Source organism: Mucilaginibacter sp. KACC 22063 (assembly GCF_028736115.1).
In the GTDB taxonomy this organism is placed as follows: Bacteria; Bacteroidota; Bacteroidia; order Sphingobacteriales; family Sphingobacteriaceae; genus Mucilaginibacter.
Window position 1 is genome coordinate 3315868 of sequence record NZ_CP117877.1, and the last position, 20424, is coordinate 3336291.

The following is a 20424-nucleotide window of genomic DNA, read 5'->3' on the forward strand; positions in this document are numbered from 1 at the left end:
TATTTAAACTTTAAGTAGAGATAAGGATTGTAACAATTTATAAAAAAGATCATTAGCTTAATAAGCTATTGTGCCTTAACGTAGATAACCTGCTTGGTATCAAAAAATTCACCGTCGAAATAGTCTTTCAGATAGTATCGCTCTACCCTAAGTTTTGATTCGGCGATCTCCTGATCCAGGTCGCCGCCCTTTAAATACAAAATACCGCTGGGCAGCTTATTTTTAGATTGCTTGTTAAACTTATCTTTCACCCAGGGATAGAAGTCCTTAAGCTGTGTTACCGCGCGAGAAACCACAAAATCAAACTTACCCGGTACTTCTTCTGCCCTTTTATGTTCGGCGCGAAGATTTTTAAGTTCCAGTGCTTTGGCCACTTCCTGCACTACTTTTATCTTTTTACCAATCGAATCCACCAACAGAAAATTGGTTTCAGGAAAAAGAATGGCCAGTGGTACGCCTGGAAAGCCGCCCCCTGTACCTACATCCAGTACAGTTTCGCCCGGTAAAAAGCCCATCACCTTGGCAATACCTAACGAGTGCAGCACATGGCGCTCATAGAGCTGATCGATATCTTTTCTGGAAATTACATTGATCTGGCTGTTCCACTCTTCGTACAAACCTTGAAGTTTATCAAATTGCTGGCGTTGTTCAGGTGTTATCTCAGGAAAATATTGCTCTATCAGATCAGCGTTCATTTTTGTTATGATGATTTATAATATTGCCTAATAGGTACTTAGCCCTAAATAATTGCGCCTTAACTGTACCCAAAGGCAGGCTTAGCTGTTGTGCTATTTCTTCGTACGATAACTCGTCAAAATAACGCAGCATAATTAAGTTGCGGTAACGGGGCGGCAGGCCATCTACCAGTAGTTTAATTTCCTGTGTCTGCTCTTTTTTAATAGAAAACTCTTCCGGGTTCAGCGTATCTGCTTTGATTTGCAATGGGCGTTCGTCGCCTTCATCGTCAAGCATCCCATGTAACGACATGGTATTCAGCTTTTTCTTGCGGATAAAATCAATACAGTTATTAGTCGCCACCCTGAAAAGCCAGGTACTGAAAGCAAATTCGGGCTGGTATTTTTCTAACTTATCAAAGGCCTTTGCAAAGGTTTCAACAGTAAGATCCATTGCATCTTCCTTGTTGTTCACCATTTTAAGCGCCATAAAATAAATGGAGTCTTTGTATCGCTGCATTAAGCTGGCGTACGCCTTCTGATCCCCCTCCCGCGCTTTCTGCACAAGCTGGAAATCATTTTTCGCATTTTCTGTGAAATTATGATTTACTTCCATTTGCTTGTTTTAATTACTGACCCTATTAAACCAAATACGTTCAGATAAACGTAATATACAATATCTAAAAGTGGCAAAAACCACAACAAATCTTTTGCCTGAAAACGGATAAATTGCTTGCGGTAAACCAATATCTGCAAAAGCCAGCGTAAACCAAACAGGCCTGCAGCCGCGTAAACGGCAGGTTTAAAGAACAGGCAGACTATTAAAAGTCCGTAAAATAACAGCCCTGTCAATGCATCGGCGCTTAATAAGCGCTTGTGGCGGGCTTTATACATCTTGCCTGCCCCCATGTGCCTTCTTTTTTGCCTGAACCATGCGCCAAAACCGGCCTTTGGCTCACTATACATAAAAGAATCGGGGTGTATTTCAATGGCGGCGTTCTGTGATGTAGCATTTTGATTTACAAACAGATCATCATCACCAGACATAATATGCATGTGCGAAGCAAAACCCTTTGCCTTAAAAAAAACGTCTTTGGTGTATGCCATATTACGCCCTACACCCATGTAAGCATTACCACGCAGTGCTGCAGAAAAATAATTGATCGCCGTTTTTACTGTTTCAAACCTGATCAGTATATTAACCAGGCTACCGGTCTTATAATAAGGAGAATAACCTAAAATGATCTGATGCTCAGGATTTTGAAATTGTGCTGCCATCCTCGCGATCCAGTTTTCTGATACCGGCTGACAGTCGGCATCGGTGAACAATAAATGATCATATTTTGCAGCTTTAATCCCCATGGTAACAGCAAATTTCTTCCCGGTTTTAAACTTGGCATGTTCTGTTACTCTTACAACCTTTAAATGTGAGTATTTGTGTTCAAATTGTTCAAGTATATACTCTGAGTCATCAACCGAGCAATCATTTATTACAACAACCTCAAAAACAGGATATTGCTGCTCCAGGATATTGGGTAAATACTTGCTTAGGTTTTCCGCTTCGTTACGGGCGCTGATAATAACAGAAACAGGAAATTGCGCCTCATTAAGCTCTTCGGTTATGCGGTATGCGTTTAGCTTGTTATGGTAAACAAGCAGAAAGTAAATCTGAAATAAAAAGCTGATGCCCAGTAAGGCAGCAAGCACTTCTTGTAATTGTATATTCAAATCAGGAAAATATACGCAAAAATGTAAAAAACGGTCAATATAACCGGCAGATGTGGAAAATAAACGCATCCGTATAAACGGCTGAAAATGTTTATTTTTGCATCCTTAAAATGAAATTTAGTCTAACAGCACAAGATCCGATGTCAAAAGCCCGCGCAGGCGAGCTTACAACCGATCATGGAACCATACAAACGCCCATATTTATGCCTGTGGGTACTGCTGGTACTGTAAAAGCAGTGCATCAGCACGAATTAAAGGATGACATTAAGGCACAGATCATTCTTGGCAACACTTACCACCTGTATTTACGCCCCGGATTAGATACACTTGAAAAGGCGGGCGGCTTACATAAATTTATCGGCTGGGATACGCCCATCCTTACTGATAGTGGTGGTTACCAGGTATATTCACTCAGCGAAGTGCGCAAGATCAAAGAAGAAGGCGTTACCTTTCGCTCGCATATCGATGGCTCAAAACATTTGTTTACGCCAGAAAGCGCGATCGACATTCAGCGCACCATCGGCGGCGACATCATTATGGCATTTGACGAATGTACGCCCTACCCATGCGAATACAACTACGCACGACGTTCTATTGAAATGACGCACCGCTGGCTTAAACGCTGCTGCGACCGCTTTGATGGTACCGAAGGTAAATATGGCTACAGCCAAACACTGTTCCCTATTGTGCAAGGATCTGTTTACAAAGACCTTAGGATAAGATCAGCAGAGGTAATTGCATCTTTTGAGCGCGAGGGCAATGCTATAGGCGGCCTTTCAGTTGGCGAACCTGCCGAAGAAATGTACGCCATGACAGAATTGGTGTGCGACATATTACCGCAGCAAAAACCGCGTTATTTAATGGGCGTAGGTACACCGGTTAACATTTTGGAAAACATTGCTTTAGGCGTTGACATGTTTGATTGCGTTATGCCTACACGTAATGCCCGTAACGGCATGCTATTTACTAAAGACGGCATTATCAACATCAGGAACGAGAAATGGAAAACTGATTTCTCTCCGATTGAAGCTGATAGTGACTTATGGGTTGACCGCGAGCATACAAAAGCATATTTACGCCATTTGATAACTTCGGGCGAAATTTTGGGTGCACAGCTGGCCAGTTTACATAACTTGCATTTTTATTTGTGGCTGGTTGGCCAGGCACGCGAAAAAATTATTTCAGGCGAGTTTTACGATTGGAAAAACATAATGGTAAAGCGCTTAGCACAGCGATTATAATACAATGAAGGCACTGTTTGGCAGATACTTAAAGGTAATTGACTGGTATATCATAAGAAAATACCTGGGCACTTTCAGCTTTACAATTGCCTTGTTTATGGTGATCATCGTTGTATTTGACGTATCTGAGCACCTGGATAACTTTTTGAAAAGCAATGCCCCATTAAGCGCCATTGTATTTCAATACTATGCCGGTTACCTGCCATTTTACACCAACCTATTACTGCCATTAATCAACTTCTTAGCAGTCATATTCTTTACGGCTAAGATGGCCAATCAAACAGAAATTGTACCCATACTTAGCGGTAAAGCCAGTTTTAACCGCTTTTTAAGGCCATACTTTTTTTCTGCTACACTGATCTTTATCGTCTTCTTTTTCGCCAATATCTATCTTATTCCCTTTACCAACAAGCTGGATATCACCTTTGAGAACCATTATTTTAATGATGTAGACCCTACTAAAAGCGAGGTCCACATGCAGTTGGATAAAGACACCTACGTTTACCTGCAGTCATTCGATAATACCATCCATACAGGGTATGATTTTGTACTGGAGAAATTTGATGGGGACGAAATGAAGCAAAAACTGGTTGCCAACCGCATTGTATATGACTCGCTTAAACGGGTATGGTCCATTCAGGACTATAACGTGCGTTATGTAAATGGCCTTAAAGAAAGCTTTGTATACAACGGCATCAAAAAAGACACGGTTTTAGACATGAAGCCAGCCGATTTTGAGGCCCATGATAACGTTTATCGTGCTATGGGAATGGCCGAGCTAAACAAAAACATACAACGTGAGCAACTACGGGGCACAGGTGCGCTTACTGATATGCTTTTTGAAAAGTACAGGCGCTTTGTATACCCATTATCCTCTTATGTACTCATGGTTATCGGCGTTGCCATCTCCTCGCGTAAGGTGAGGGGAGGGATCGGGCTACCTTTGGGTATCGGCATCTTCCTCTGTTTCACGTATATCGTCGTCGACCGCTTCGCCTTTGTTTTCTCTATTAAAGGGGGTATGCCACCTATTATAGCAGTATTTATCCCTAACGTTCTATTCGGTATTTTAGGATACTACCTGCTGATTAAAGCACCTAAGTAATGAGCCAACAAGCTACTCCTGCTACCAGCGGACTTAATAAGAATCTACTGATACTTCATTTTACTGTATTTATTTGGGGATTTACAGGCGTATTAGGCAAGCTGATCACTGTTACTGCTATTGACCTGGTATGGTACCGCGTACTAATTGCGTTCTGCACCTTGTTCCTGTATTTTAAATTCAATAAAACAGTATTCAAAGTAAACCGCAAAACGCTGATTAACCTGGTGCTTACAGGTGCACTGGTAAGCGGCCATTGGGTGCTTTTCTTTGGGGCAATCAAGGCTTCTACACTATCCATTACGCTGGTTTGCCTTTCATCCATAACGCTGTTCACCGCTATTTTTGAGCCGATAATTAATCATAAAAAGATTTCAAAAATGGAGATTGCCGCCGGGCTTCTCATTATCACAGGCATCATCCTTATCTTCAAATTTGAAACCCATTACACTAAGGGTATCATTATGGGGCTTTGCAGCGCGGCATTTGCCAGTTTATTTTCTATTATAAACGCCCGCCAGGTAAAGCATTTAGAAGCACCTGTTATTGCGTTTTACGAGTTAGGCGGCGGGGTATTATGGTTATCACTGTTCCTGTTAGCAACGGGCGGCTTCAGCAACTTTGCTTTGCCCAAGGCATCAGATCTGGGCTACCTGTTTATATTAGGTACCGTTTGCACTTCGCTTGCCTACGTTGCAGGTGTATCTGTCATGCGGGAATTTTCTGCCTTTAGGGTAGCATTGATCACCAACCTCGAGCCGGTATATGGCATCGTGATGTCGTTCCTTTTCTTTGGCGAGTTACGTTTAATGAGCATAGGATTTTGGGCTGGTGCATTAATTATCCTGTCTACTATCTTCCTTTTTCCTGTAGCACAAAAGCAGGTAAGCAAGCTTAAAAATCGCTAATCAGCATCTTTTTCTTTACAACCATTTAACTTGTTGTTAAAAGCAGACAATTTAATTTCTTATTGTCTATTTAGGGGTGCAACAAACTCATCTATTCATATGCTTTATAGCGATGCTTTTCATGAGACAGCTTAGTGTATTTATTCTTTATTAACCTTAATTCAGATTTCCACTTTAAACATTTAAAAAGTGCATTTTTAACCGTATTAGCTGGATTTATTTCTATTTATATAAATATAAATAAAATATTAAAAATCAATATCTTACATAGTTTAAATAAACTTCAATTTCAGAATATATAATGACTTTTAAAATCTCAATGCTAATTAATTTAGCAAATGATACTTCAAGGGTATTTTTATTAAAATAAGTAAATGTTTTCCAGTTATTTATGAACTCTATTTAAACATATAATTTTTGTTAGATAAAATAGACAGTAAACAGGATTAAGTGTAATGAACAAACACTTCAGGAGAATTAATCAGAGAACTGTTTTAAGGCTAATTTGCTTAGGAGTAGTTATCAGATAAAAGTTGAGCGCAAAAACCAATTTAATTTCAAATTAAATATTACGATAACTGTGCCAAGGTGAAATATTGAGAATGCTTCCCTATTAATGCAAACTTTTAATGAGTTAAAACGCTTTCATTTACATCAAACTAAAAAGCGATATTGACCTTAGTTAAACATTACCGATCATGAGAATATCAACCATTGTTGCTATTGTAATTGCTATCCTGCTAACAGTAGTATTTATGCAAAACACCGACGAGGTTCGGTTCACCCTATTATTCACTTCCATGTATGTATCAAAAGTTGTGATGATGGGGATAGTAGCGGTTATTGCTTTTATACTTGGAGTAATTATAGGCAGGCCGAAGCGAAGAGCAAAAGTGGAAGATTTTAAGTATGATGAGGACGACAAGGAGCACCTGAGCAAACCGGGTGGCCTTACAGATGAAGATCGCGAGTATATCAATTAATTCAATATTCAACACACTATGAAAACCAACATCGGATTTATAGGCTTAGGCAACCTGGGTACACCCATTGCCCAAAACCTGATTAAGGCCGGCTACCATTTACAAGTATATAATCGTACCGCTACAAAAATTGACGAGCTTGATCAGTCGGCAGTAACAAAATGCGACTCGCCTGCTGATGCAGCTAAAGATGTCGAGTTTATTGTCACTGTACTCTCTGATGATAAAGTGGTGCGCGAGGTGGTTACCGGAGAAGATGGCATTTTAAAAACACTCCCTAAAAATGCCATACATATTTCTATCAGTACCATTTTACCAGAAACTTCAAAAGAGATGGCGGCACTGCATGAGCAGTCTGGAAGCTGCTACCTTGCCTCGCCTGTTTTTGGCCGGCCTGAAGCTGCCGCAGCAAAATTGCTTTGGGTATGCACATCAGGCAAGGCAGAAATAAAGGAAGCTGCTAAGCCGGTGCAGGAAAGCATTAGCCAGGGCATTATTGATTTTGGCGAAGAGGTTGGCGCCGCCAACGTGGTTAAGATTACCGGTAACTTTATGATACAGGCATCAATGGAAATGATGGCCGAGTCGTATACCCTCGCTGAAAAGTATGGTGTTGACCGCAGCCAGATCAGCGAGTTCTTTAGCGCTACCCTTTTCAATGCACCAATATTTAAAAACTACGGCAAGATCATTTCAGGTAAACAGTACGAGCCGGTAGGCTTTACGTCGCAGTTAGGCTACAAGGATGCCAACCTTGCATTCAGGTTGTCGCAGCAAAGCCAGACACCCATGCCGCTGGTAAACATAGTACACAACCGTTTACTTACTGCATTAGCTAAAGGCTGGAAAGACCGCGACTGGTCTGAAGCATTTGGACGCGGCGTAAGCGACGACGCCGGAATTTAAACATTATAAAATACCTGGTTGTCTTTTTCCAGGTGTGTAAGCAGAGGCGGCGTTCCAAAAATCCCAAATACTGAAGCGCCGCTTCCGCTCATACTGGCATACAAGGCACCTGCATCATACAGAGCTTTTTTAACAGCTGCTATCTGCGGGTACTTTTCAAATACGGAAATCTCAAAATCATTTTTAATCGCATCCTTCCAATCAGCAACCGGGAGTTTAATCAGCGCTTGCAGATCATGCTCGGCTGGCTCAGGTTTTACCCCTGCATAAGCTTCGGCGGTGGAAACATGTACAGGCGGCATCACTAATACAATCACATAATTACTCAGGTCAAGTTCAACAGGTAAAAATTGATCGCCCTTGTCAAAAGCATACACTGGCTTATTTTCGATGAAGAAAGCACAATCGGCGCCAAGCTGCCTTGCATAATTCTGCATAGCCTCAACACTCAATCCTAAACTGAACTGCTCATTGATCAGTTTAATAAAAAAAGCGGCATCGGCAGAACCGCCACCAAGCCCTGCCCCTATTGGAATGTGCTTGTGCAAGTGAATTTTCAACGGCGCAAGGTCATAATCATTTTTAATGAGCTCGTAAGCTTTTATACAGAGGTTTTTCTCCGGCTCTCCCGGTATATTTATCCCCGAAGATGTAAAACTCAACTGAGGGGCTGCAATAGCTTCTAATGCATCATTGATCTTTACCGGGTAAAAAACAGTTTCCAGATTATGGTAACCATCCGGCCTTTTAGCCGTAATATTTAAACCTATATTGATCTTGGCGTTTGGAAATACGATCATAAACTTATTAACCTTGCTGCATAGTTATGCACAAAAGGTAGGATGTCAAAATTAGATTTTTTTATTTTGCACCCTGGTTATTGAGTTAGTGTGCAAACAGAACTTAGCAATTGACCTGGTAACTTAACGACAGCCTCAAAAAATGAAACAATATTTAGATCTGATGCAGCATGTGCTGGATAACGGCACACAAAAACACGACAGGACCGGAACCGGAACCATCAGCGTGTTTGGCTATCAGATGCGCTTTAACCTGCAGGATGGTTTTCCGCTGGTGACTACCAAAAAATTACACCTTAAATCCATCATCCACGAACTGATATGGTTTTTGCAAGGCGATACCAATATTAAGTACCTTAAAGATAATGGCGTACGTATCTGGGACGAATGGGCTGATGCCGAAGGTAACCTTGGCCCGGTTTATGGCTACCAATGGCGATCATGGCCGATGCCGGATGGCGGCCACATCGATCAGATCACTCAACTGATTGATATGATCAAAAAGAACCCCGACTCGCGCAGGCTGATTGTATCTGCATGGAACGTAGCCGATGTCAACCAGATGGCGCTTCCGCCCTGCCATACGCTGTTTCAGTTTTATGTAGCCGATGGCAAGCTAAGCTGTCAGCTTTACCAGCGCAGTGCCGATATATTTTTAGGTGTGCCTTTTAATATTGCATCATACGCATTGTTAACCATGATGATTGCGCAGGTTTGCGATTTACAATATGGCGATTTTATTCACACTTTCGGTGATGCACACATTTATAATAACCACCTCGACCAGGTGAAGCTACAGCTAAGCCGCGAACCACGTCCTTTGCCAACCATGAAGATCAACCCTGAAGTAAAAAACATCTTCGACTTTAAGTATGAAGACTTCACTTTAGAAAATTATGATCCGTGGCCGCATATTAAAGGTGCAGTAGCGGTATAATTTAGTGCAATGGTTCACTGGTCATTGGTTCATTAGTCATTGGCTTAACATTCTTTAAAACCAAACGTCATTGCGAGGAGGAACGACGAAGCAATCTCCGGACAATTAATAAAATATAATTAAACACATTGCAGGCTCGGGATTGCTTCGTACCTCGCAATGACTCAATAAGAAATGATCGTATCTGCAATTGTCGCCGTATCAACCAACAACGCCATAGGTAAAAATAATCAACTTTTATGGCACCTGCCTGCTGATCTAAAGCACTTTAAACAGATCACAACCGGCCATACCGTAATTATGGGCCGTAAAACCTTTGATTCTGTAGGCAAGCCGCTTCCAAATCGCAGGAATATTATTGTTACCCGTCAGACTATTCAAATTGAAGGTTGCGAAGTAGTAAGCTCTGTTGAAGCGGCTTTAGCGCTTTGTGCCAGCGAAGATGAGGTTTTTATTGTAGGCGGTGCCGAGATATACCGCTTGGCTATGCCGCTTACCAACAGGATCTATTTAACCAGGGTTCACAAGGATTTTGAGGCAGATACCTTCTTCCCTGAAATTGATGAAAATGATTGGAAAATCACTTCGCAAGAGGACTTTGACGCCGATGAAAAGAACAATATCCCCTACTCCTACATCACGCTTGACCGCCGCTAACACACGTCATTTATTTTTGTTTCAATTAAAATTTAAGCGTAGCAAATTTTTGTTAGATTTGCCGTCTTGTTAAAAAAGCTTATAAACTAATTAATTACATACACTAACACACACAATGCAAGGTAAAGGGGTTATTAAGTTTTTCGCAATCCTGCTGACTATTGTTTGCTTGTACCAACTCTCGTTTACGTTGGTGGTCCACAAAGTTCAACAAGACGCTAAAGAATATGCGAAAGGTAACGCAGAAAAAGAGAAAGCATATCTGGACTCGATGTCCAATCAGCCGGTGTACCCGGTTTTAAAACACACCTATCAATATTGCTTGGAGCGTGAGCTTGCTTTAGGTCTCGACCTTAAAGGCGGTATGAACGTTACCATGCAGATCTCATTAGGTGACCTGATCAAAGCATTATCAGACAACAATCAGGATCCTGCCTTTAAAGAGGCGCTTTCAAAAGCAGAGATCGATTCACATACCAGTCCTGAAAACTACATTACGCTTTTCATGAATGAGTATAATAAGATCGCTCCTGATGGCAAGCTTGCCCCTATCTTCGCTACGAAAGAAAATCAGGAACACATTAAATTTAACTCAAGCAACAGCGAGGTTGAATCATTCCTGAAACAACAGGCTAATACAGCAATCACTCAGTCATACAACATCCTTACCACCCGTATCGATAAATTTGGTGTAACTGCGCCAAACATCCAGTTACAGGAAGGTACTAACCGCATTTTGGTTGAACTACCGGGTGTTACTGAAAAAGACCGTGTACGGAAGCTGTTACAAGGTTCGGCTAAATTAGAATTCTACGAAACTGCCGAAAACCAGGAAGTATTCCCTTTACTGAATAACATCAACAACATCTTAGTAGCTAAAAACAAATCAGCTAAAAAAGATACTGCAAAGAAAGACACTGCTAAAACTGCTGCTGTTGCTAAAGCTGATACTGCTAAAGGCGGTTCGCTACTAAGCAAAGTGCAGAAAAATGCAGGTAAAGATACCAGCGCTTTAAACAAAACTCAGGCAGCAGAGCAAAACCCATTATTCGCGGTTCTACGCCCGATGGTTGGCCAGGGTCAAAATGGCCAGCTGCAATATGCACCAGGCCCGGTAGTAGGTTCGGCAGAACAAAAAGATACTGCTAAAATCGATGGTTACCTGCGTTTACCTGAAGTTAAATCAGCTATCCCGCAAAACATCCGTTTCCTTTGGAGCGTAAAGCCTGAAGAAAAAACAAAAGTATTCAGTTTATATGCCATCAAACTTTCAGGCGCTAACAACGGCCCCGTATTAACAGGCGGTGTTATTACTGATGCCAACAGCGACGTTAACCAATCTCGCGGTGGTTTTGAAGTAACAATGGACATGAATTCGGAAGGTGCTACTAAATGGCGCGAAATTACTGCTGCTGCGGCTGGTAACCCTAATGATCCTAACGATAACCGTTCAATCGCTATCGTACTTGACGATAACGTGATCTCTGCCCCTCGTGTAGATAATGAGATCTCTGGCGGCCGTTCTTCTATCTCTGGTAACTTTACCCAGGAAGAGACAAAAGACTTAGCCAACATCTTAAAAGCTGGCCGTTTGCCTGCTCCGGCACGTATCGTTGCCGAAGACGTTGTAGGCCCTTCATTAGGTCAGGAAGCTATTAACAATGGTTTAGCATCATGTTTAGTGGGCTTACTGGTTGTATTAGTGTTCATGATTGCTTACTACAACCGCGCAGGTACTGTTGCTGTTGTTGCGGTAGTTGTAAACGTATTCTTCCTGATGGGTGTACTCACCAACTTGGGTGCAGTATTAACCCTGCCTGGTATTGCCGGTATCGTGTTGATATTAGGTACCTGCGTGGATGCGAATGTATTGATTTACGAACGTGTACGTGAGGAAATGGCTTTAGGTAAATCTGTACGTATTGCCATTGCCGACGGTTACAAACACGCTTTATCATCAATCCTTGATGCTAACATATCTACATTCATTACCGGTTTAATCCTGTTTATCTTCGGTTCAGGCCCTATCCAGGGTTTCGCAACCACGTTGATGATCGGTATTATCACCTCCTTATTCTGTTCGTTACTGATCTCTCGTTTGATCTTCGAATGGATGCTGGAAAAAGGCTGGGATATCAAATTCTCAAACCCATGGAGCTCACATACCTTTAAAAATGCAAACTTCGGTTTCGTTAAAAACCGTTTCAGGTTCTACGCATTCTCAGGTATCTTCATCCTTGCAGGTATCATCTCTATGTTTACCCGCGGCTTTAGCTACGGTGTAGATTTCCGCGGTGGCCGTACTTATGTTGTACGTTTTGATAACGCTGTAAACGTTGAGGACGTTCGTAAGAACGTTACCGAAACTTTTGGCGAAGGTAAAGCGATTGTTAAAACTTACATTAACAACAACAACCAGGTAAGTATTACTACCGACTATATGATCGACGACAACTCGAGCGCTGCTGACAATAAAGTTGAAAGCACCCTGCGTAAGAGTTTGGCTAAAATCAATCCTAAGTTCTCTATTCCAAGTCAGCAAAAGGTTGGCCCTACTGTAGCTAACAGTATCAAAACCTCAGCTATCTGGACAGTATTATTTGCTATCGCGATCATTTCGATCTATATCCTGATCCGTTTCCGCAGATGGCAGTTCAGCTTGGGTGCAGCTATTGCAACCGCTCACGATGCCTTGCTGGTATTATCGTTCTTCTCTTTATTCCATGATTACCTTCCGTTCTCACTGGATATCGACCAGAACTTTATTGCGGCAATACTTACCGTAATTGGTTACTCAATTAACGATACCGTGGTTGTATTTGACCGTATTCGTGAGTTCCTGAGCCACTCAAACAAAAATGAGGATACCAAAGTGGTTATTAACCGCGCTATCAACAGCACATTAAGCCGTACTATTATTACTGCATTAACGGTAGTATTCGTTTTGGTCGTGCTGTTCATCTTCGGTGGCGACGTTATCCGCGGTTTCTCATTCGCGTTATTGATAGGTGTATGTTTCGGTACTTATTCTTCTATCTGCGTAGCTACCCCGGTTATCGTAGACTTTGGCAAAAAAGACCTGAAATAATAATTTATAAGTAATTTTAAAGGCTCCGAAGAACATTCGGAGCCTTTTTTGTTTATAACTAAAACAACTTATTTGAGTTAACATCGACTTATGGCAGCAGCAGATAATTCAAAATTTCCATTGGTAGTAGTAGTTGGCGGCGGTTTCGGCGGCATACAGGTTGCTAAGCACCTTGCCAACCAGCCCGTAGAAGTACTATTACTTGATAAACATAATTATCACGTATTTCAGCCGCTGTTATACCAGGTGGCAACGGGCAGCATCGAGGCAGAATCGATTGCCTTTTCGCTACGCAAAACCTTCGAGGGGCAAAAGAATTTCAAATTCCGCATTGCAGAAGTATCCGGCATAAACACCGAAAACAATACCATTAATACCACAATAGGCGAAATAGCATATGATTACCTGGTTATAGCTACAGGCTCAACCACCAATTTCTTTGGCAATAAAGACATTGAGCACTTTGCCATGCCAATGAAAAGCATCCCGGAGGCGCTTAACCTACGTTACCTGATGCTGCAAAACATGGAAGAAGCAGTGCTGGCTAAAACGCCTGAAGAACGTGCAGCCCTATTAAACTTTGTGTTGGTAGGCGCAGGCCCTACCGGGGTGGAGCTGGCAGGTGCATTAGCAGAATACAGGAACCATGTTTTATGCAAGGATTATCCAGAGCTGAGCAAAGATGACATGAAGGTTTATCTTGTCGATTTTTTGCCTAAAGTTTTAGGGCCAATGAGTGATGAGGCATCAGCAGCAGCTAAAGATTTCCTTGTGAAAATGGGTGTGGATGTATTGCTTAACGTAAAGGTAGAAAGCTACGATGGGCAAGTTATTAAGTTTGCCGATGGCCGCGAGATTGCTACCAAGAGCGTAATATGGTCTGCAGGTGTAATGGGCGTTGTACCGGAAGGTATCGCAAAAGAAAACCTGGAGCGCGGTAACCGCATACGTACCAACGACCGTTGTGTAGTTGCAGGCACTTCAAACGTTTTTGCAATAGGTGATGTTGGTGCAATGATTACACCAGACACCCCGAAAGGCTTGCCAGGCGTTGCGCAAACTGCCATACAGCAAGGCGAATATGTAGCCAAGACAATCACCCAAATCATTAGCGGAAAGCCAACAGCGCCCTTTAAATACAACGACAAAGGCTCAATGGCAACCATTGGCCGTAACAAGGCAGTTGCCGACATTGGAAAGATCAAGTTTCAGGGCTTTTTTGCATGGCTGATCTGGATGTTTATTCACCTGATATCATTGCTTGGTTTCCGCAATAAGGTAATTGTGTTTATCAACTGGCTGATCAACTATATGCATTACAACGGTGGCACAAGGCTTATTATACGCAGGTTTGTACGCGAGGCTTTACCACAGGAAAGTTTAGAAGCACAGAAAAAAGAGCTGGAAAAGCAACAAACAGAGGTAGCGCATCTGCCGAAAAGCGACGCTTAATTTTAGCTGATAAACCATTCTATTCGCCTTATGAAAAGCGAAAAAGAAAAGATGCTTGCAGGTGAGCCTTACCTTGCCTATGATGCGCAATTAGTTAAAGTGCGTACAGAAGCCAAGCATTTACTCCGTAAAATAAATGTGGAGGAGTATGTTTTTAACGACAATGTTAAAGACATACTTAAACAACTGATGCCCAATGCAGGAGACGGATTATACATAGAGCCGCCCTTCCATTGTGATTATGGCTACAATATTTATGCAGGCAGTAACGTGTACTTTAATGTGAATTGCGTAGTGCTTGATGTGATGAAGGTAAGCATCGGGAATAATGTATTCTTTGGCCCTGCGGTTCAGGTTTATACGGCAACACATCCGTTAAACGCTATTGAAAGGCGCTCAACAGAATTTGCAAAACCAATTGTTATTGGCGATGATTGCTGGATTGGCGGCGGAGCAGTAATTTGTCCCGGTATAACCATCGGTAACAGATGCGTAATTGGCGCCGGTTCGGTGGTAACAAAAGATATTCCGGATGATTCACTTGCAGTTGGCAGCCCGGCACAAGTAATCAGGAAAATAGATCATAAAGAATAATAGAAAACGCCGGTAATTCCGGCGTTTTCTATTTCTTCAATACCATTTTATAATGGCGTATACCTGCTTCTTCAAACTCTGGTCCAGTCTTTTCAAAGCCGAATTTCTCATATAAGCCGGCAGCCTGGATCTGTGCATGCAGATAAACATAGTTTGCATCGGCAGGCAGATCAGCTATTACTGCCTTTACAAGCTCTTGCCCTACGCCAAGGCCTCTATACTCCTGTAGCACGGCAAAACGCTCTAATTTGTAACCTTTATCCGTTTTACGCCAGCGTGATGCCCCGGCAGGTTGCCCATCAACTATAGCTAAGAAATGTGTTGATTCATCCTCATATTCCCACTCCAGTTCGGGAGGGCAATTTTGTTCAACAACAAATACTACGCGGCGCACTTCGTGCACCTTGTCTAAATCTTCCTGGTTATTTACTTTTTGAACCGTGATGTTTTGATTCATTTATCTTATTTGTATTGCTACGTGTACGTTCTTCTTTATAACTATGGTTAAAATCTGCTGCATCAATAGTATGTGTACAACCTAAATTATCTTCTTTTTTAGATAACTCAGACAGGCGCACATAAAACTTATGAATCTGCTCTATTTCGTGCTCGCTAAGGTCTTCAATGTTCACCATACGGTTACTGGCGCCCTCATGGGCTGCAATCAGCTCATTCAGCTTTAAATGCACTGCTTTTGAATCCTTATTCTGCGATTTCTGGATCAGGAATACCATCAAAAAAGTAACAATGGTTGTACCTGTGTTAATGACCAGCTGCCATGTGTCAGAATATTTAAAAAGAGGCCCGGTAACAGCCCAAATGATAATAATTGAGGTAGCTACAATAAATGCACCCGAGCTGCCTGTAGCAGCTGTAGCCCAGTTGGCAAATTTTTCAATGAAATTATCGTTTTTCTTAGGCATATATTTTTTTTAGCGTATCACAAATTAAACCATAAAAAAACGCCAATGCAAAGTACATTGGCGTTTAAAATAAATTTTTACTTATAATTACAATTTACTGTTTACATCTAAACAGTTTAAATCTGCAAATGCCTGGGTTAAACGTTTAACAAAGGTTTCTTCGCCTTTACGTAACCATACACGCGGATCATAGTATTTTTTGTTTGGAGAATCTTCGCCTTCAGGGTTACCGATCTGGGTTTGCAGATAACCTTCTTTTGATTGATAGTAATCTTTAATGCCTTCCCAGAAAGCCCATTGCATGTCGGTATCAATGTTCATTTTGATAGCACCGTATGAAATAGCTTCGCGGATCTCTTCCTGGCTTGAACCAGAACCACCGTGAAATACAAAGTTGATCGGCTTCTCGGCAGTAAGGTTATGTTTCTTTTTAAGGTACTCTTGTGAATTGTGCAGGATAACCGGTTGTAATTTCACGTTACCTGGCTTGTAAACGCCATGTACGTTACCAAAAGCAGCAGCAACGGTAAAGCGGTGGCTAACCTTTGAAAGTTCGTCATAAGCGTAAGCAACCTCTTCTGGCTGAGTATATAAACGTGAGCTGTCTACATCGCTGTTATCAACACCGTCTTCTTCGCCGCCGGTTACGCCAAGCTCAATTTCAACGGTCATATCCATTTTAGCCATACGTTCAAGATATTTAGCTGATATCTCGATGTTTTCTTCAATTGGCTCTTCAGAAAGGTCAAGCATGTGTGAAGAGAACAATGGTTTGCCGGTTTCAGCAAAGTGTTTCTCACCGTAATCTAATAAACCATCAATCCACGGAAGCAGCTTTTTAGCAGCGTGGTCGGTATGTAAAATAACCGCAACACCATAGTGCTCGGCTAATAAATGTACGTGCTTAGCAGCAGAAACCGCACCTAAAATGCAAGCCTGCAGTTTTGAGTTATCTAATGATTTGCCCGCATAAAATTGCGCTCCACCGTTAGAAAGCTGAATAATTACCGGCGAATTAACGGCCTTAGCAGTTTCCATAACTGCGTTAATAGAATTTGTGCCTATTACGTTTACGGCTGGTAGTGCAAACTGGTGTTTTTTTGCAGCTTCAAACAGCTCCTGCACCTGGTCACCGTGCAGTACGCCTTTATAATTCTTTAAATCCATCTAACAATTGTTTGTTGCGCCGAAGTTATAAAAATTATTTATTTAACTACTAATCAGATAGGATTAAAGCGTAACAAATACACTATCATACCATATCACCCACGGGAATAAATTAGAAACCCGGCGAAACAATTAACTGAATTATTTTTTTTGTTTCTTTGCAGATATTTCTATTTAAAAGCAAGATCAATGTCGTGGTTTAAACGAGAATCAAAAGGAATTATAACTTCTACTGAAGAAAAGAAAGAAGCTCCGGACGGGATATGGAATAAATGCCCTAATTGCAAAAAACCATTACACTATTCAGAGCAGGTTGAAAACCAGTACGTATGCCATTACTGCGGTTACCATTTACGCATAGGATCAAAAGAATATTTCTCTGTATTATTTGATAACAACGAGTTCACTGAGTTATTTGCCGATCTGCGTTCTGGCGACCCATTGCACTTTGTTGATACTAAAAAATATACCGACCGTTTAAAAGATACACAGGCCAAAACAGGCTTAAAAGATGCTATACGTGCTGCTCATGGCAAAATAGGCGGACAGGATATCATGATTGCCTGTATGGACTTCAACTTTATTGGTGGTTCTATGGGATCTGTTGTAGGCGAAAAAATTGCCCGCTCAATTGATTACAGCATCCAGAACAAAGTACCTTTCCTGATGATCTCAAAATCGGGCGGTGCACGTATGATGGAAGCCGCGTTTTCGCTGATGCAAATGGCTAAAACTTCGGCTAAATTAGCTTTATTATCAGAGGCACGCGTACCTTATATCTCTTTACTTACCGATCCTACTACTGGTGGTGTAACTGCATCATATGCCATGCTGGGTGATATCAACATTGCCGAACCTGGATCACTGATCGGTTTTGCAGGGCCGCGTGTAATTAAAGAAACCATTAAGAAAGATTTGCCTAAAGGTTTCCAGACTGCAGAATTTTTGCAGGAGCACGGTTTTCTTGATTTTATTGTAGACCGCCGCGAAATGAAAGATAAACTGGCCTCGTTCCTGAAAATGATGGCTAACTAAATAAAAAAAAAGCACCTAAGGGTGCTTTTTTTTTATGCTTTAATGAACCGGGCTGCTACCCAGTCTTTCATTTTTTGATGGCTGACGTAATTCATTTGGTATTTAGCAGCTTCCTCTTTAATGATATCAAGGTCGGGCGTTTCATAAAAACCGCTGAAATAAATCTCACCTTCGGGTTTTAATACTTCTGCATAACGCTGCATCTGATCGAGCAGGATATTACGGTTAATATTAGCCAGTATCATATCGTATTGCGTATCCGGGATCACTTCTTTAGAGCCACAAAGCGCAGTGATATGATCTGCATGGTTCAACTTACTGTTCTCTATCGTACTGTCGTAACAGATCGGATCATAATCAATAGCTGTTAGATCATCAGCACCCAACTTTGCAGCCAGTATAGCAAGTATGCCTGTACCGCAACCCATATCCAGTACCTTTTTGCCTTTAAAATCAGCTTTCAGCATCAGTTCCATCATCATGGTGGTAGTTTCATGATGGCCGGTGCCAAACGCCATTTTAGGATCGATTACAATCTCATACGGAAACTGCGGCTGCGGCTCATGAAATGTGGCACGTATCCAAACCTGATCAGAAATCTGCATCGGCTGAAAGTTACGCTCCCATTCTTCGTTCCAGTTTTTCTGCGCTATCGTGTTTACTTCATAGCTAAACTGAAACATATCCTGGTAATCAGCTAAAGCTGTATCCACATTCTGCTGGTTAAAATCAGTTTCAGGGATGTAGGCCTTGAAGCCGGTTTCCATTTCTTCAAAAGTGTCAAACCCTTGCTGCCCTAACGCATCAATCAGCAAATCCTGCTGATAATCTTCCCTTTCGCCCAGGGTAAAAACCAATTCGAGATAATTCATTTATTCAGATGTGAGATATTAAACAGGAGATGTTAGTTTTAATTTAGCTGACTTTAGGTTTTCGATAAATTTGATTGCGCCAAATGTTAACAGCCAATAAACTACTTGAACAACACTAATACAGCCTACCGAACGCAGCAGGATAACAAGGCCTGCATCAGGCTGCCAGATCAATACACTTAAACCAACAGAGCATATTAAAATACTGTATAAGAATTTAGTAGCAAGTTGCTTATAACATGTGTAATCAAGTTTATGAAACAGTTTCCCGACAAATAAAATGTGCATTAATACAGCTGCGGTGTACAGCAAAGGCATTGTATGCGAAAAATAAATTCGCAGGTCAGTAAAAGTAAACTCGTTCGGATTTAAAGCTGAGTTGATTTGGTAAGGAAACAATTGTTTGCCCAGCCATGCCATTATTACAAAAGGAATAAATACCGTAATCAGAACCGATGCAAGCCTATTGATGTATTTCATCTTATAATAATAGCAAGTATTTAGTGTCAGGTATCAAGTCAGCGCAATAAGTTTTGCTACTAAGTACTTGATACCCGATACTCAATTTATTAATTAAACACCTTTACAATGTCTGTAAAATCGCGTGATTTTAATGATGCACCACCGATAAGACCACCATCAATATCTGCCTGTGCAAATAACTCAGGTGCATTTTTAGGGTTACAACTGCCACCATAAAGAATGGTGGTATTATCAGCAACTTCCTGGTTGTAAGCCTCTGCAATTTCATTACGGATAAAAGCGTGGATTTCCTGCGCCTGTTCTGCACTGGCAGTTTTACCTGTACCAATAGCCCAAACCGGCTCATAAGCAATTACAACCTGCTCAAACTGCTCGGTAGACAGATGTCCTAAACCTTCTTTTAATTGTGTTTTGATCACATCAAAATGCTGATCTGCTTCGCGTTCTTCCAATGTTTCTCCGATACAAAAGATAGGTTTCAAGCCATTTTTAAGTGCAGTATCAGTTTTAGCAGCCAGCAGCTGATTGTCTTCACCAAAATACTGGCGGCGTTCTGAGTGGCCAAGAATCACGTACTCGGCACCTGTTGAACGTACCATTTTAGCAGAAATTTCGCCGGTGTAAGCACCGCTTTCATTCTGATGTGCATTTTGAGCGCCGATAGCCACTTTATCATAACCCTTAGCCAATTGCGCAAGGCTATGTAAATGGATATAAGGGCTGCAAACAACAGTTATTTGTGAACCGGTTATTTCATCTTTTACCATGTTTACCACTTCAGAAAACAAGGCTAAACCTTCGTTATAATCAAGGTTCATTTTCCAGTTTCCGGCAACAATTTTCTTTCTCATTGTATATCTGTTTTGAGTTA

21 protein-coding genes are annotated in these 20424 nt (G+C 41.5%); 11 read left to right on the forward strand and 10 right to left on the reverse strand.

Features of this window, described 5'->3' with window-relative positions:
• Positions 1–65: 65 nt before the first annotated feature.
• The 3 genes from rsmG to PQ461_RS14295 are packed head-to-tail and all read right to left on the reverse strand — an operon-like array spanning position 66 to position 2471.
• Positions 66–695 carry a 16S rRNA (guanine(527)-N(7))-methyltransferase RsmG gene (gene rsmG, locus PQ461_RS14285; RefSeq protein ID WP_274206201.1) on the reverse strand — a complete coding sequence of 210 codons (630 nt, stop codon included), beginning with the start codon at positions 693–695 and terminating at the stop codon, positions 66–68.
• On the reverse strand, positions 685–1290 hold the full coding sequence (locus PQ461_RS14290; protein WP_274206202.1) for an RNA polymerase sigma factor: 606 nt from the start codon (positions 1288–1290) through the stop codon (positions 685–687). Before PQ461_RS14290 ends, rsmG begins: the two co-directional genes overlap by 11 nt.
• A complete protein-coding gene (locus tag PQ461_RS14295) occupies positions 1281–2471 on the reverse strand; it encodes a glycosyltransferase (protein WP_274206203.1) in 1191 nt (396 codons plus the stop codon). The genes PQ461_RS14290 and PQ461_RS14295 overlap by 10 nt, the downstream gene beginning before the upstream one ends.
• A gap of 41 nt (positions 2472–2512) precedes the next feature.
• Between PQ461_RS14295 and tgt the strand changes: the two genes are divergently transcribed.
• From tgt to PQ461_RS14320, 5 genes are all read left to right on the forward strand, one after another.
• On the forward strand, positions 2513–3643 hold the full coding sequence (gene tgt, locus PQ461_RS14300) for a tRNA guanosine(34) transglycosylase Tgt (protein ID WP_274206204.1): 1131 nt from the start codon (positions 2513–2515) through the stop codon (positions 3641–3643).
• Between the two features lie 4 nt (positions 3644–3647).
• Positions 3648–4748, forward strand: a complete 1101-nt coding sequence (locus PQ461_RS14305; RefSeq protein WP_274206205.1) for an LptF/LptG family permease — start codon at positions 3648–3650, stop codon at positions 4746–4748.
• A complete protein-coding gene (locus PQ461_RS14310; protein ID WP_274206206.1) occupies positions 4748–5656 on the forward strand; it encodes a DMT family transporter in 909 nt (302 codons plus the stop codon). Before PQ461_RS14305 ends, PQ461_RS14310 begins: the two co-directional genes overlap by 1 nt.
• A gap of 698 nt (positions 5657–6354) precedes the next feature.
• Complete coding sequence (locus tag PQ461_RS14315) at positions 6355–6639, forward strand: LapA family protein (RefSeq protein WP_274206207.1); 285 nt, start codon at positions 6355–6357, stop codon at positions 6637–6639.
• An 18-nt stretch (positions 6640–6657) separates the two neighbouring features.
• On the forward strand, positions 6658–7545 hold the full coding sequence (locus tag PQ461_RS14320; protein ID WP_274206208.1) for an NAD(P)-dependent oxidoreductase: 888 nt from the start codon (positions 6658–6660) through the stop codon (positions 7543–7545).
• Here PQ461_RS14320 and ispE read toward each other — a convergent pair.
• Positions 7542–8345 carry a 4-(cytidine 5'-diphospho)-2-C-methyl-D-erythritol kinase gene (ispE, locus tag PQ461_RS14325; protein WP_274206209.1) on the reverse strand — a complete coding sequence of 268 codons (804 nt, stop codon included), beginning with the start codon at positions 8343–8345 and terminating at the stop codon, positions 7542–7544. The genes PQ461_RS14320 and ispE overlap by 4 nt on opposite strands.
• Positions 8346–8487: 142 nt before the next feature.
• Between ispE and PQ461_RS14330 the strand changes: the two genes are divergently transcribed.
• The 5 genes from PQ461_RS14330 (at position 8488) to PQ461_RS14350 (ending at position 15073) form a co-directional block, all read left to right on the forward strand.
• A complete protein-coding gene (locus PQ461_RS14330; protein WP_274206210.1) occupies positions 8488–9282 on the forward strand; it encodes a thymidylate synthase in 795 nt (264 codons plus the stop codon).
• Between the two features lie 174 nt (positions 9283–9456).
• Complete coding sequence (locus tag PQ461_RS14335; protein WP_274206211.1) at positions 9457–9939, forward strand: dihydrofolate reductase; 483 nt, start codon at positions 9457–9459, stop codon at positions 9937–9939.
• A 115-nt stretch (positions 9940–10054) separates the two neighbouring features.
• Complete coding sequence (gene secDF / locus PQ461_RS14340; RefSeq protein ID WP_274206212.1) at positions 10055–13027, forward strand: protein translocase subunit SecDF; 2973 nt, start codon at positions 10055–10057, stop codon at positions 13025–13027.
• A gap of 90 nt (positions 13028–13117) precedes the next feature.
• Complete coding sequence (locus PQ461_RS14345; protein WP_274206213.1) at positions 13118–14479, forward strand: NAD(P)/FAD-dependent oxidoreductase; 1362 nt, start codon at positions 13118–13120, stop codon at positions 14477–14479.
• 30 nt (positions 14480–14509) lie between these two features.
• Complete coding sequence (locus tag PQ461_RS14350; protein ID WP_274206214.1) at positions 14510–15073, forward strand: sugar O-acetyltransferase; 564 nt, start codon at positions 14510–14512, stop codon at positions 15071–15073.
• Between the two features lie 28 nt (positions 15074–15101).
• On the opposite strand, the gene PQ461_RS14355 is transcribed toward PQ461_RS14350, so the two are convergent.
• The 3 genes from PQ461_RS14355 to fbaA all read right to left on the reverse strand — a co-directional run bounded on the left by PQ461_RS14355 (position 15102) and on the right by fbaA (position 17163).
• Positions 15102–15530, reverse strand: a complete 429-nt coding sequence (locus tag PQ461_RS14355) for a GNAT family N-acetyltransferase (RefSeq protein ID WP_274206215.1) — start codon at positions 15528–15530, stop codon at positions 15102–15104.
• Positions 15496–15996 (reverse strand): low affinity iron permease family protein, encoded by a 501-nt coding sequence (locus tag PQ461_RS14360; RefSeq protein ID WP_274206216.1) that lies wholly within the window; start codon positions 15994–15996, stop codon positions 15496–15498. The genes PQ461_RS14355 and PQ461_RS14360 overlap by 35 nt, the downstream gene beginning before the upstream one ends.
• 87 nt (positions 15997–16083) lie before the next feature.
• The gene (gene fbaA, locus PQ461_RS14365; RefSeq protein WP_274206217.1) at positions 16084–17163 is read right to left on the reverse strand and encodes a class II fructose-bisphosphate aldolase; all 1080 of its coding nucleotides are present in this window, start codon (positions 17161–17163) and stop codon (positions 16084–16086) included.
• 189 nt (positions 17164–17352) lie between these two features.
• Here fbaA and accD point away from each other — a divergent pair, with 189 nt between their 5' ends.
• Entirely contained in the window at positions 17353–18198 is an 846-nt protein-coding gene (gene accD, locus PQ461_RS14370; RefSeq protein ID WP_274206218.1) for an acetyl-CoA carboxylase, carboxyltransferase subunit beta, read from the forward strand.
• Between the two features lie 32 nt (positions 18199–18230).
• Here the strand turns inward: accD and prmA are convergent, their stop codons facing one another.
• From prmA to tpiA, 3 genes are all read right to left on the reverse strand, one after another.
• Positions 18231–19070, reverse strand: a complete 840-nt coding sequence (gene prmA, locus PQ461_RS14375; protein WP_274206219.1) for a 50S ribosomal protein L11 methyltransferase — start codon at positions 19068–19070, stop codon at positions 18231–18233.
• 18 nt (positions 19071–19088) lie between these two features.
• Entirely contained in the window at positions 19089–19550 is a 462-nt protein-coding gene (locus PQ461_RS14380; protein ID WP_274206220.1) for a hypothetical protein, read from the reverse strand.
• A gap of 89 nt (positions 19551–19639) precedes the next feature.
• Complete coding sequence (gene tpiA / locus PQ461_RS14385; protein WP_274206221.1) at positions 19640–20404, reverse strand: triose-phosphate isomerase; 765 nt, start codon at positions 20402–20404, stop codon at positions 19640–19642.
• Between the last annotated feature and the right edge of the window lie 20 nt (positions 20405–20424).